The following is a 12622-nucleotide window of genomic DNA, read 5'->3' as shown; positions in this document are numbered from 1 at the left end:
GTATCCGCTAACGCTGCCCATAATACGCTTGCGCGCCATGCTTGCGGAGAAAATGCTTGTCGAGGAGCGCTTGGTCCATCGATGATGCGGTTCGGCTCAGCGCCACCGTGTGGTGAGCGATCTCCGCGACTTCCTCAAGCACAACGGCATGATGCACCGCCTCGATCGCGTCCTTGCCCCAGCAGAACGGGGCATGGCTGTGTACGAGCACGCCGGGCATCTCGGTTTCATCCCGGCCTGCGAAGGTCTCAATAATGACATTCCCGGTTTCCAGCTCGTAGTTGGACTCAATTTCGGCCGTTGTCATTTTGCGGGTACAAGGAATATCTCCGTAGAAATAATCTCCATGCGTCGTGCCAAGCGCCGGTATGCTCTGCCCCGACTGCGCCCAACTGGTTGCCCAAGTGGAATGCGTGTGCACGACGCCCCCAATACGGGGGAACGCGTTATATAACGCCACATGCGTCGGTGTATCGGAGGACGGATTCAGCCGCCCCTCCACCTTGTTCCCCTGCAGGTCGACGACGACTAGATCGTCGATGGTCAACGCCTCGTATGGAACGCCGCTCGGCTTAATGACGACCAGCCCCCGCTCGCGGTCGATGCCGCTGACATTTCCCCATGTAAACGTGACAAGTCCGTACTTCGGCAGCAGCAGGTTCGCTTCAAGCACTTGTTGTCTGAGTTGCCTTAACATCTTCATCACACCCTAACTATAGTTGAACAATCCTCCGTTGGATTATGCTTGATAGGCCATGGTCAGTGCATCTTTCTTGATCTGCTTCAGCCGCTTCATCACATCGTTGCCGCCGCGGCCAAAATAATGGTACAGCTGCTTATATTCCGCATAGAGCCGGTCATAGGCCGCTGCGTTCGCAGGAATCGGCTTGTAGTAATGCGGTTTGACCTTGCCAATCGCTCGCGCCGCTTCGCGAATCGAGCCGTATCCTCCTCGTTCTGTGCCAGCGGCGACAGCTCCGAACATCGCGGAGCCGAAGGCCGGCGTCTGGGGGGAGGCCGCGATCCGAATCTCCATATTGCAGACGTCCGCATAAATCTGCATCATGAGCGCATTTTTCTCCGCAATGCCGCCTGCGGCGTACAGTTCAGTAACCGGAACTCCGTTCTCCCGGAACGCTTCAATAATCATGCGCGTTCCATACGCGGTAGCTTCAATCAACGCGCGATAGATCTCTTCACTCTTCGTTAATAACGTTGCCCCGATGATCAATCCGGTCAGATCCGCATCGACCAGCGTCGAACGGTTGCCGTTCCACCAATCCAGCGCCAGCAAGCCGCTTTCTCCAACTGCAAGCCGGGATGCCTTGCCGGTCAACAGTTCATGAATGTCAATGCCGGCTTGCCGTGCCTCTTCCTGCAGCGCTTGGGAGACACAGTTCTCAATAAACCATTCGAAATGATCGCCCACGCAAGATTGCCCCGCTTCATAGCCCATATATCCGGGCATAACGCCATCTTCGACGACACCGCACATTCCGGGGACGATCTCTTCCGTCTCCCCCAATAAAATATGACAAGTGGATGTCCCCATAATCATCAACATTTTGCCCGGCTCCGTAATCCCTACAGCCGGTATCGACACATGCGCGTCCACATTACCGACCGCCACCGCCGTGCCCGCGTTCAGCCCCGTTAACTTGGCCGCGCGTTCCGTAATTTCTCCCGCTTTTGTTCCGATCGGATAGATTTCTCTGCTCAACTTCTCATCCACGATATTTTCTAATCTAGGGTCCAACGAGGCCAGGAATTGCTTGGACGGATATCCGTTGTGCTTATGCCAGATCGCCTTGTAGCCAGCCGTACAGCTGTTACGCATCTGCTTCCCGACAAGCTGGGAGACGACCCAATCCGTCGCTTCCAGAATCGAGTCGGCGGCTTCATATACTTCCGGCGCTTCGTTCAAGATTTGCCACACCTTCGGGAACATCCATTCCGAAGAAATTTTGCCTCCATACAGAGGGAGAAATGGCTCCTGCCGCTGTGCCGCCAAATGGTTCAGCCGATTCGCCTCGTCTTGGGCCGCGTGATGCTTCCACAGCTTCACATAGCTGTGCGGCTGGCCCTTGAACTCCTCCAGGAAGCAGAGCGGCGTACCATCGGCCCGAACCGGCAAAATGGTACAGGACGTAAAGTCAATGCCGATACCGACGACATCATCCGCACTCACGCCGGACTTCGCCAGCACCTCCGGAATCGTCACCTGCAATACTTCCAAATAATCCGCCGGATGTTGAAGCGCCCAATCGGGCTCCAGCCTCGTAATTCCGTCAGGGAGAAATTCATCCATGACGCCGTGCGTATACGGCTTCACCGCCGTTGCCACTTCCCGCCCCGTCTCTATCTCCACCAGCAAGGCTCTCCCGGACTGCGTCCCGTAATCCACCCCAATACAATATTTCATAAGGTCCACCTACAATCTTGTTGTTATTGCCCCATATTACCCTCTAATAAGATGTCTTCTCTCTCTCTGAAATAAGAGACCGTTCGCAGCACGAGCGTATCGAGCGCCGCGCCGTCCGGCTTGCCGTACATGGCCGGATACGGATCTCCGCCCGGCCCGAGCGGTTCCGGCGTAACGAATCGGCCTTCTTGATTGAAGCCGATCAGATAGAGCGCCATAATGATCGTATCGAGGTCCATGGAACCGTCGCCCAATGCGCAGCGGTTGCTATCCGCCAGATGCAGATTCACGAGTTGATCCCCTGCTTGCAGAATGGCTTCTCCGATGTGCTCCTCTTCCGACTGCATATGGTAAATATCGCCGTTAATATGGCGGACACCAAGATGATTGACGGCCTGGATATACGACTTCGCCTCAGCGACCGTATGGACGATCGTCGTCTCTGCGGAGCGAATCGGCTCGATCGCCGCCCGAACGCTGTGCTTCACGAATTCATCCGCGACGATTCGCAGCGATTCGATGCTTCGTTCGAGCTCCATCTCGTCGTATGCGGCGGAACGCCCGACCGCGGCGGGCACAACGAGCAAATACTGTCCCCCCACCGCAGAAGTAAATTCAACTTCTCTGCGAATATAATCGATCGCCGCCTGGCGATGGTGCGCCACATTGCTCGCCAGATCGTTATGCTGTGAGAACATGCCGCACACACCGGATACCTTCATGCCATAATCTCGCAAAATTTGCATCGTGGTCTCTGGTTCATAGCCTAGATCCGGACCATAATGATTGCCGTGGAGCTCAATATATTGGACGCCGTTGCAGCTTAAGCGCTTGACCGAGTCAACCAGGGATTCCATGCCGAATCCCCAGTTGCTCCAAGATAGATTCAATCGCTGCTTCAGACGTTCAGGATGCTTGCGCTTCAGCTCGCAGAAGGCCTGCTTAATGCGTGCGTTCTTCACTTGATAATGTTGCAGCTTCATCTCCTGTTCATCCTTCCGCTTCATAACCTATCGCCGAATCTGCTGTCTTAGAAATTGTAGTCTCCCGCATTTTCCTTCGTGAAATCGGCAGGAGGTCCAAGAATAATCGTCTTGCCGTCTTCTTTGACTTCCACTGTGCCGATATTCGGAATATCTTGACCGTTCGTAATCGTCTTGCCTTCTGCCAGCTCCTTCCCAGCCGCGACCGTCAAGTAGCCCAGATTGACCGGATTCCACAGCGTCGCCGTATCGAGTGAGCCGTCTTCCAGGAATGGCTTGGAATCGGTCGGCAGCGCGACGCCGATCAAGGACACTTTATCCTGCAGGCCTTTCTCCTGAATCGCCTGCGCCGCACCGAGCGGGGCTACCGTCGAGTAAGCAAGAATGCCGTCAAGATCCGGGTTCGCTTTGAGCAAGTCCAATGTTTTCTGATAAGCGACCTGCTGCTTTTCATCGGTGCCGATTTTCTCGCCAATAATGTTGAGGTTCGGATATTTCTCTTGAATTTGCTTCAGCGACCAATCAATCCACGTATTCAAGTTCTGCGCGGACAGGCCGCCGGTAACAATCGCTACGTTCCCTTGCTCTTTCCCCATGGCCTTCACCAGCAGATCGGCCATATGGCGTCCGTAGACTTCATCATCCACCTGCTGAATCGAGAGATCCACGACCGATGGGTCCGCCTTCGTATCCCAATCCATCACCTTAATGCCTTGTGCCTTTGCTTTTTTCAACACAGGAGTCAGCGCAGCCGGATCATTGGGAGCGACTGCTATAACATCCACTTTCTTGGAGATCAAATCTTCGATCACTTTGACTTGCTGTGCGGCATCCGCTTGCGTCGGGCCGGTATAGATGACCTCTACGCCCAGATCTTCGCCTGCTTGCTTCGCGCCTTGCTCCGATGCGTTGAAGTAAGGGATGCCGATAAGCTTCGGCACGATCGCGATTTTCAATTTTCCGGAAGCGGCCGTTTCATTTCCTGAGCCTGATGCGTCGGTTGATCCGGCGTTCTCTGTTTTTGCCGCGCCACAACCCGCTAGCATGCCGACGACTAACACAATCGAGAGCAACATGGACAATTTTCCTTTTTTCATGGTAAGACCTCCTCAATGTGGTATGAAGCATAAGCATGAACTCCTTCGTGATGCGTCATGCAAGCTCGCAACGCGCGCATTTAGACGAAGAAGGTGTTGCCAACGTTAGGCTGCTTTCTTTAACTGGTTGTGCTTGTACTTCGCCGTAAAAAAGTTAATCAGCAGCACGGCAAGCAAGACAACGCCGATCAGGATGTTGATGACCATCCCCGGCACGCCCAGCAAATTCAGGCCGCTGGACAGCACCTGGAACGTCGCCGTTCCGAAAATAACGCCAATTACTTTGCCATAGCCGCCGGAGATGCTCGTTCCGCCGAGCACGGCAACCGCAATGCTTTGCAGCTGATAAGAGCTTCCCAGATCGACTTTGGCCGAGTTGTAGCGGCTCGTCATAATAATGGCGGCGATGGCGGCCATCAAGGCGGAGAACAGGTACACGTACATGATGACTTTCTTGGTGTTCACCCCGGAGAATAGCGTCGCGATCGGATTGTTGCCGGCCATGTAGACGGTGCGTCCCCATACGGTTTTATTGAGCAGGTACCACGCCAGCAGCGCCACGATGGCGAATAGAATCATCGGGAACGGAATGCCCAGCACATCGCCGTTGCCAATGAACGAATAGCTATCGGGGAATCCAGAGACGCTGTTCCCTTTGGTGATAAGCAGAATAATGCCCTTGAATAAGGTCATCGTGCCGAGCGTAACCAGAATCGGCGATACCCCGATAACGGCAACGAAGAATCCATTGAGCAAGCCGCCGATAAGCGCCGCAATGACACCCGCAATCATGGCGACAGGAACCGGCAATCCCGCAGTCAGTGCATAAGCCATCACGACGCCCGATAGTGCGGCCAAATACGTGATAGAAAGATCGATCCCCGCCGTCAGGACGACAACCATCATGCCCAGGGACAAAATACCCAACTCGGGAAGCTGATAGAGCATGCTGGTTAAATTGTAAGGATCGATAAAGCCCGGTACGAAAATGGCCATAATGATGAATAATCCGAGAAAAAAGAGCCCTAACATCCATTCCTTTGAAAGCTTCACGATTTCATCCCTCCTTTCTATCCCTCGACTTCAACTTTGGACAGATTCCGCTCTTCCCGCTTCCGCTTGATCATGTCGTAGGATACGGCGAGCAAAATGATGGCCCCAACGATGATCTCTTGCCAGAATGTGTTGATTTTGGCCAAGATAAGGCCATTTTGCATAATCCCAAGCAGCAGGACGCCCAAGAACGAACCGAGCATCGAGCCCGAACCGCCGAGTATATTCGCTCCGCCCAGCACGACCGCGGCAATGACAGTCAATTCGAAGCCGGCGAATCCGTTCGGGTCCACCCCTTTGGTGTAGGCGGTCTGGACAATGGCCGCAATCCCCGCAAGAAAGCCCATATACGTGTAGACGAAAATTTGCACCTTCGTCAAGTTAATTCCGACACGCATCGCAGACACCGGATTACCGCCGAAGGAAAGAATCGACCTGCCGATAGCCAAATATTTCATCACGAACCACGTAATCAGCACGGTCAGCAGGAAAATAATAATCAGGATCGACACGCCCGCTATTTTTAGATTCGAGAAATGGATGAAGCTTGCCGGCAGCATGCTGCTGTTCATATATTCGCCGTTCGTGACGTACAGCGTAATTCCGGACAGAATGCTCATCGTCCCCAGTGAGGTAACAATCGGCGGAATTTTCGTCTTGGCGACTAATATCCCGTTGACGAACCCGAAGCACGCGCCGACGAGAGGAGCCACGATAAAGATCGCCAAGATGCTCCACGAGCTGGCCTGCATCGCCACCGCCAGCTTGCCGATGACCACCGTCACTGCCGCCGTTACGGCTGCGACCGAGACGTCGATTCCGCCGGTAATAATGATGAGCGTCATCCCCACCGCCAGAATGCCAAGAACTGAATTCGCTTTCAAAATATCAAGAAGATTTTCACCCGTTAAAAAAACCGGATTCACAATCGATAGAACCAGCGCCAGAAGAATGACGATAAGACCGATGCCGAACTCTTTTTTCTGAAATAGCCGTGTCATATGAATATCTCATCTCCTTGCTTCATTTCATTGGGGTCTGCGGGCTCGTGGATGTGCGTTCCCAACAACGCAAGGTTCATAATTTTCTCTTGGGTTGCTTCCCGATGCGGTAACTCTCCGGCGATCGTCCCTTTGCGCATCACGAGAATGCGATCGCTGACGGCCAGCACTTCGGACAGGTCAGAGGATATGACGAGAATCGCCATGCCTTCCCGGGCAAGCTGGCGCAGCAATTTATGAATTTCGCGCTTCGCCCCGATATCGATGCCATTCGTCGGTTCGTCAACGATCAATATTTTCGGATTCGACGCCAGCCACTTCGCGATGACGACCTTCTGCTGGTTGCCCCCAGACATGTTCCCGGTATCAAGGAACGGCAGATTCGGTCTGATATCAAGCGATTCAATGTATTGCTGCGCCAATTCCAGCTCGCGCTTCTCCTGAATGCTTCCGAAGGCGTTCGTCAAGCTTTTCAATATCGTAAGCGAGGTGTTGCGCACAATCGATTGCTGAAGCACAAGCCCTTCCTTCTGCCTGCTCTCCGGCACATAAGCAATGCCGTGCTTCACCGCTTTCACCGTCGAGGTCATGTGCACGGGCTGTCCACCCAACATGATGGTACCGCTATCAACGCTCTGCAGACCGAAGAGCGCATGCGCCACTTCCGTCCGTCCCGATCCGACAAGGCCTGTCATCGCCACAATCTCGCCCCGGTGCAGCGTAAATGATATATTCTTGAAGTTCCCTTTTTTCGATAAACCGCTTACATGTAATAGCGCCTCGCCGCAGGCATGTTCTTCTCTCTCCATGCTTTCCAGCTTGCGGCCGACCATCAGGTGAATTAACTTCTCCTCGTTCAACTCCTCTTTATCGTATGTGCCAACGAATTTACCGTCACGCAAGACCGTGAACCGATCGGATACCTTGAACAGTTCCTCCATCTTATGGCTGACGAATAGGATGGCGATCCCCTTGCGTTTCAGATCGGCAATGACGTTGTAGAGCAGCTCCACTTCCCCGGCGGAGAGCGATGAGGTAGGCTCGTCCATAATAATCAGCTTCGCATCGAAGGCAATCGCCCTGGCAATCGCGACAAGCTGCTGCTTGGCGATGCTCAGCTTCTCCAGCGTCACATTGACATCAATGTCGAAGCCTAAGCCTTGCAGCGTCTCTTTGGCAATTCGCCGCATCTCCCCCCATCTGATGAAATGGAACCCGCCTTTCTCCGCCTCGCGGCCGGCGCAAATATTTTCTGCAACGCTCAGATTCGGAAATAAGCTCAGATCCTGATAAATAATCGAGATGCCTTTCAACGTCGCATCGATCGGCTTCGAAATATTGGCCGGCTTCCCTTCGAACAGGAAGGTGCTGCCGGCGTCGGGCTGTTCCACCCCCGCCAAAATTTTGATCAGCGTCGATTTCCCGGCCCCATTCTCGCCAATCAGGGCGTGCACTTCACCTGGTCTGACTTCCAACTGCACTTGACTCAGCGCCTTCACGCCAGGGAATGTCTTGCTCATGTCTTTGATCTCCAGTAGTGTCTGGCTCACCTTGATCCCCCCTAACCTTGTTGTGTGTCGATTGCCAGGCCTATGTTATGAAGGCAAGTATGGCTGCTGCAGATTGCGCGCTGTCATGAAGGCTTCGACTTCGGCCATGGTAGGTATGCCATCCCGCGGTCCAAGTCTCGTCACCTTCAAGGCACTGACCACGGTTGCGAACCATGCTGCCTGGAACAAGTCGTTACCTTCCGACAGGGAACAAGCCAATGCGCCTGAGAAGGTGTCTCCGACGACCGTATCTACCGCATCGACGGGAATCGCTTCGATGAATTGCCATTGGCTCGGCGTATAGACAAGCGCGCCCCGATGGCCCATTTTGATAATGCTCTTCTCAATGCCTAACAGTTGAAAATATTTCGCTGCCTGAAGCGCATCATCCACGCTGTTCACTTCAATCCCTGTCATATGCTTCGTCTCTTGCTCGTTCGGAATCAGAATATCGGCGTAGCGAATCGCCTGCATCGTAATCCCGTCCGCCGGCGCCGGATCGATGATCACCAGCAATCCCGCTTCTTTGGCTATTTTCATTGCTTGAACCACAGCTTCTTCAGCAACCTCCAGCTGTACGAGAAGCACGCTGCATTGCTGAATTTCCTGGCCGTGATCGATAATGTCCTGAGCCGTCAGCTGCATGTTCGCTCCCGGCGCCACTACCATCGTCCGCTCGGCTGACTCGTCGATAATAATCGTCGTAAGCCCCGTATGGCTCAGGGGCGTGCGCTTGATATAGGAAATATTAATACCGCTCTCAGTCAAGTCGGTTAACATCGTATCGCCATAATAATCCTGGCCGACGGAGCTGATCAGGACCGCTTCCTTGCCGAGCCTGCAGACGGCCGTCGCGGCGTTCCCGCCTTTTCCCCCGGAGAGCACGACCGCATGTTGGCCCACGGTATTCTCTCCCCGCGTCGGGTACTTCTGCGTCTGCATAATAATGTCCGTGTTCAAACTTCCGACAATACAAATCTTTTTCATATTCGAGTGCTTGCCTCCCTACTCACCTTGGCGGCGTCCTTGAGGTCATATTAAGCGCTTTCTTCACATTTGGACAAGGCTTTGAAAGCAAATATAACAAAGAAAAACCAAACTCATTCGAGCTTGGTTTCGTCTTTGTTTTCTTGCATTATATTTGTGAATCACAAGTCAATTCGCTAAAACGATATTAACTCCTGCGCTTCGCAGCGCGGTAAGATTGTGAATCGGCAGTCCGTGATCGACGATCAGCTTGTCCACCTGCCCCAATCCCGCCAGACTGGTCAATGATTTACGGCCGAATTGCGCATGATCCGCCATCAGGATGACTTCATCGGTCACCTTTAAAAACTTGCGTTTGACTTGAGCTTCCATCTCATGGTTTTCAAAAATGCCATGATCCAAATCAAAGCCGCTGCAGGATAAAAAGTATTTGCCCACATGGTACGTATCGATTGCATTCTCCGCAATCGCGCCCACAAAAGAGGAGAACTGCTGATTCACATATCCGCCGATCGTAATTAAGCGAATATGGTCCTGATTCAGAAGCTCCAGCGTAATCGGAATCGAATTCGTAATGACGGTAATCTCGCGGTCCCGCAATTGCTTGGCCAGCTGCAAAGAAAAATCGCTGCTATCCAAGGCGATGATATCGCCCTTCTCCACGAGCTGCGCCGCTTCTCTGGCGATGGAGCTCTTCACGTCCACATTCGTCATATGGCGCTGGACCGGCATCTTATGATTCAACACCGCTCCGCCATGCGTGCGCTGCACGAGCCCTTCCTTCTCCAGCGCCTCCAGATCTTTGCGGATCGTCTCTTTCGTCACATTGAACTTCTTGCTCAAGTTGGCGACGTAGACCGTCCCGACCTGGCTGATCGTGTTATAAATCTCCTTCTGCCGCTCTACCGCTAACCGGCTCTTCTTCATAACGGTTGTCATCCTTTACCCCTTTTTTTTGTTTTCCTTTTTGTTTGTACGTTAATACCCCCATTATAGACTTGGCTATCCAAAATAAAAAGAACCAATTCACGGCGATAAACAAAACAAAATTACCGTTAAGTACTTTTGTTTTTTTGTTTTATGGGCTAACAAAAAACGCAGCCCCGTCGGCCGGAAACTGCGCTTTATTATCACTCATGGAAGATCCCGGGAAAAATATAGTATAAGAGATAGGCAGTAGAATGGCTTTATCTCGCCCCATCTTGCTCCCGCAGGGATGATATGATAGATATATCTTAATCCTTCGCTGAGCAAAGGATCGGAATGAGGAGGCACCATGAGAAGAGCATACGTATCGATAGCGCTTGTGTTTTCACTGCTTTGCGCACTTTTTTCCCCTGCCCTGCTGGCACATCCCGGCAAGACCGATGCGAACGGCGGCCACACCTGCCGTACGAACTGCGCACAATGGGGCTTGAAAGACGGGGAGTACCATTATCATAACAAGGATGGAAGCATAAGAAAGGCCAATAATTCTAAACCGGCTTCCAAAGAAGCCGGCACGGCACTGATTCTCCCTCAAAAGCAAAAGGCCGGCACGCTGCAAGTCTACTATTTGGATGTCGGACAGGGAGATTCCACATACATAAGAACGCCGCAAGGACAGCATATCCTGATCGACGGCGGGGACAATGATAAAGGGCAGGATGTCGTGGCATACCTCAAGCATCTTGGCGTCAAGCAGCTTGACGTGGTCATTGCGACACATCCGGATGCCGATCATATCGGCGGTCTGGACGACGTGCTTAACTCTTTCAAGGTCGGAGCCGTCTACGCCCCGAAAGTGTCCCATACAACGCAAACCTTCGAGGACTTTTTGAAAGCCGTCAAAAAGCAAAAACTGGGGATTAAGACGGCCAAAAGCGGAGTCGCCATTCCGCTGAAAGGCGTAACGGCTGAATTTGTCGCTCCCGTTAAGGAATATGGCAAGGATTTAAACGAATGGAGCGCCGTGTTACACTTGAAGTACAAAGAGACTTCATTCCTATTTACCGGCGATGCCGAAGCCAAAAGCGAGGCAGATATGCTGGAGCATCCGGACAAGCTGCGCGCCGATGTGCTGAAGGTGGGCCATCACGGCTCGGAGACATCGACGTCCCAGAAGTTTCTGTCCGCCGTACAGCCAACCTACGCGGTAATTAGCGCGGGAACGGACAATAAGTATGGCCATCCCAAAAAAGCAACGATGGACAGGCTCAAGAAAGCAAGCGTGAAGACATTCCGCACAGACACGCAAGGAACAATTACCGCTATCAGCGATGGCAAAAAAATAAAGTTCGAGACAGTGAGGTAATCGATATGATCAAAGGGATAATCGACCGCTTCGAATGCGATCTGGCCGTGATTGAAGTTGAGGGCCATACCGTTGAGTATCCGAAATATTTGCTGCCGGCAGAAGCCGAGGCAGGGGACGTCGTAATCATTAACGGCAATCAGTTCACCCTCGATAAAGAAGAAACGAAGAAACGAAAACAAGAAATCGATGAGCTGATGAATGACCTGTTCGAGGATTAAAGCGCAAGCTGCCTGAGACGGCAAATGTTTAAATCACTAATTTATGCTATCCCCCTAAAAAATACCTTGTAATCCCATTGTTTTCCTGTTAAGGTGTAGGAGTAACCATTTATTGGGATGGAGGTTTTCCTAATGAAGTACGTAACCAAAGCACTTATCTGTTCCATCGCGGCATTCGGTCTTATCGCAGGTTCTGTCTCTGCACAACCGCTGACCCCCCAGCCAGTTTCGACTAATTTCGCCTTACAGAATACCATCGTTAATCCGCTTATCAAGCTCAAAGTTGGTTGGTCCACCTGGATTGGCATGGAAGGCTCAAGAGTCGTATTAGTTAGCGGAGAAGGGGTCGTCAGGCTGGAACCAAGCGGGAGAGTGGTCGGTTTACAACCGGGAAAGGCCACGGTCTATAACTATGCCGCTAACGGCACCCTGTTCATCAACCATATTGAGGTTACATATTAAAGTTGTTCGAATCAAACAGAGAGCAGAGGTTTCTCCTGCTCTCTTTTTATTTTGCCCGCATCGAATTCTTACTTCTTTCTATTTCGATATGTATTATAGTAGATATACAAAACGACGGTCAAAATAGGCAGGTGCACCCCCCTCCAACTGTCGAGCCGAACCCCACCCAGCCGCTAATTGCTCCTGGGCTGATTTTTGTAGTCACCTATTTCTCCGCCCGCTCTATCAATATAAGCTACAACCTTGCTAGTTGCTTTAACAGACCAATGATGACTATGAACTGACCGGATAGGTTGTATTTCTTCATTTTCTTCAAACTTCGATTCTCCAGTAAATACAATCCCACCAATTAGGTAATTATTACAATATTTTAAATACATAAAACACCATTTTTGTTATACTCAAAAACGTCATTTTTTGGCAAAATCCATCTGTCATCCATCCCCGAATCAAAAGATATTCAGTGCAAACGAGTTAAAAAATAAAACCGGGAAAAAGAACGTGTAGGAAGGTTCTAAGGAATGGGATGTTCCCGGATCAAAACATAGAATTT

12 protein-coding genes are annotated in these 12622 nt (G+C 51.8%); 3 read left to right on the top strand and 9 right to left on the bottom strand.

All coding sequences use genetic code 11. The features are described 5' to 3' along the window. Window positions 1-7: 7 nt before the first annotated feature. The 9 genes from araD to FLT43_RS19010 form a co-directional block, all read right to left on the bottom strand. Complete coding sequence (gene araD, locus FLT43_RS19050) at window positions 8-697, bottom strand: L-ribulose-5-phosphate 4-epimerase (RefSeq protein WP_087444088.1); 690 nt, start codon at window positions 695-697, stop codon at window positions 8-10. A gap of 42 nt (window positions 698-739) precedes the next feature. After that, window positions 740-2422, bottom strand: a complete 1683-nt coding sequence (gene araB / locus FLT43_RS19045) for a ribulokinase (protein ID WP_087444089.1) — start codon at window positions 2420-2422, stop codon at window positions 740-742. Between the two features lie 23 nt (window positions 2423-2445). Beyond that, a complete protein-coding gene (locus FLT43_RS19040) occupies window positions 2446-3405 on the bottom strand; it encodes a sugar phosphate isomerase/epimerase family protein (protein ID WP_087444194.1) in 960 nt (319 codons plus the stop codon). A 47-nt stretch (window positions 3406-3452) separates the two neighbouring features. Then, window positions 3453-4502, bottom strand: a complete 1050-nt coding sequence (locus tag FLT43_RS19035; protein WP_087444090.1) for an autoinducer 2 ABC transporter substrate-binding protein — start codon at window positions 4500-4502, stop codon at window positions 3453-3455. Window positions 4503-4607: 105 nt separating this feature from the next. Continuing rightward, complete coding sequence (locus FLT43_RS19030) at window positions 4608-5555, bottom strand: ABC transporter permease (RefSeq protein WP_087444091.1); 948 nt, start codon at window positions 5553-5555, stop codon at window positions 4608-4610. A gap of 17 nt (window positions 5556-5572) precedes the next feature. Then, window positions 5573-6556, bottom strand: coding sequence for an ABC transporter permease (locus tag FLT43_RS19025; RefSeq protein WP_087444092.1), 984 nt, complete (start codon window positions 6554-6556; stop codon window positions 5573-5575). Beyond that, a complete protein-coding gene (locus FLT43_RS19020; protein WP_174818157.1) occupies window positions 6553-8106 on the bottom strand; it encodes a sugar ABC transporter ATP-binding protein in 1554 nt (517 codons plus the stop codon). Before FLT43_RS19020 ends, FLT43_RS19025 begins: the two co-directional genes overlap by 4 nt. Before the next feature lie 45 nt (window positions 8107-8151). After that, window positions 8152-9093, bottom strand: coding sequence for a ribokinase (locus FLT43_RS19015; protein ID WP_087444094.1), 942 nt, complete (start codon window positions 9091-9093; stop codon window positions 8152-8154). Between the two features lie 168 nt (window positions 9094-9261). Further along, window positions 9262-10020: a DeoR/GlpR family DNA-binding transcription regulator gene (locus FLT43_RS19010; RefSeq protein ID WP_164776286.1), complete on the bottom strand. Its 759-nt coding sequence runs from the start codon at window positions 10018-10020 to the stop codon at window positions 9262-9264. Window positions 10021-10369: 349 nt separating this feature from the next. Here FLT43_RS19010 and FLT43_RS19005 point away from each other — a divergent pair, with 349 nt between their 5' ends. The 3 genes from FLT43_RS19005 to FLT43_RS18995 all read left to right on the top strand — a co-directional run bounded on the left by FLT43_RS19005 (window position 10370) and on the right by FLT43_RS18995 (window position 12069). Continuing rightward, entirely contained in the window at window positions 10370-11386 is a 1017-nt protein-coding gene (locus tag FLT43_RS19005; RefSeq protein ID WP_087444096.1) for an MBL fold metallo-hydrolase, read from the top strand. Between the two features lie 5 nt (window positions 11387-11391). Continuing rightward, window positions 11392-11607, top strand: coding sequence for a DUF3006 domain-containing protein (locus FLT43_RS19000; protein ID WP_087444097.1), 216 nt, complete (start codon window positions 11392-11394; stop codon window positions 11605-11607). A gap of 132 nt (window positions 11608-11739) precedes the next feature. After that, window positions 11740-12069 carry a BLB8/JUQZ-1 family protein gene (locus FLT43_RS18995; protein ID WP_087444098.1) on the top strand — a complete coding sequence of 110 codons (330 nt, stop codon included), beginning with the start codon at window positions 11740-11742 and terminating at the stop codon, window positions 12067-12069. The last annotated feature ends 553 nt before the right edge of the window (window positions 12070-12622 follow it).

Origin of the sequence: Paenibacillus thiaminolyticus (assembly GCF_007066085.1) — a bacterium.
GTDB lineage: Bacteria > Bacillota > Bacilli > Paenibacillales > Paenibacillaceae > Paenibacillus_B > Paenibacillus_B thiaminolyticus.
This window is presented reverse-complemented; position numbering and strand designations above follow the sequence as displayed.

What these genes read in the sequence shown, in the direction of transcription:
- FLT43_RS19025 (WP_087444092.1), bottom strand. Translation starts at nt 6,556, where the DNA reads ATGACACGGCTATTTCAGAAAAAAGAGTTCGGCATCGGTCTTATCGTC.
- FLT43_RS18995 (WP_087444098.1), top strand. Translation starts at nt 11,740, where the DNA reads ATGAAGTACGTAACCAAAGCACTTATCTGTTCCATCGCGGCATTCGGT.
- FLT43_RS19015 (WP_087444094.1), bottom strand. Translation starts at nt 9,093, where the DNA reads ATGAAAAAGATTTGTATTGTCGGAAGTTTGAACACGGACATTATTATG.
- FLT43_RS19005 (WP_087444096.1), top strand. Translation starts at nt 10,370, where the DNA reads ATGAGAAGAGCATACGTATCGATAGCGCTTGTGTTTTCACTGCTTTGC.
- FLT43_RS19000 (WP_087444097.1), top strand. Translation starts at nt 11,392, where the DNA reads ATGATCAAAGGGATAATCGACCGCTTCGAATGCGATCTGGCCGTGATT.
- araD (WP_087444088.1), bottom strand. Translation starts at nt 697, where the DNA reads ATGTTAAGGCAACTCAGACAACAAGTGCTTGAAGCGAACCTGCTGCTG.
- FLT43_RS19035 (WP_087444090.1), bottom strand. Translation starts at nt 4,502, where the DNA reads ATGAAAAAAGGAAAATTGTCCATGTTGCTCTCGATTGTGTTAGTCGTC.
- FLT43_RS19040 (WP_087444194.1), bottom strand. Translation starts at nt 3,405, where the DNA reads ATGAAGCTGCAACATTATCAAGTGAAGAACGCACGCATTAAGCAGGCC.
- FLT43_RS19010 (WP_164776286.1), bottom strand. Translation starts at nt 10,020, where the DNA reads ATGAAGAAGAGCCGGTTAGCGGTAGAGCGGCAGAAGGAGATTTATAAC.
- araB (WP_087444089.1), bottom strand. Translation starts at nt 2,422, where the DNA reads ATGAAATATTGTATTGGGGTGGATTACGGGACGCAGTCCGGGAGAGCC.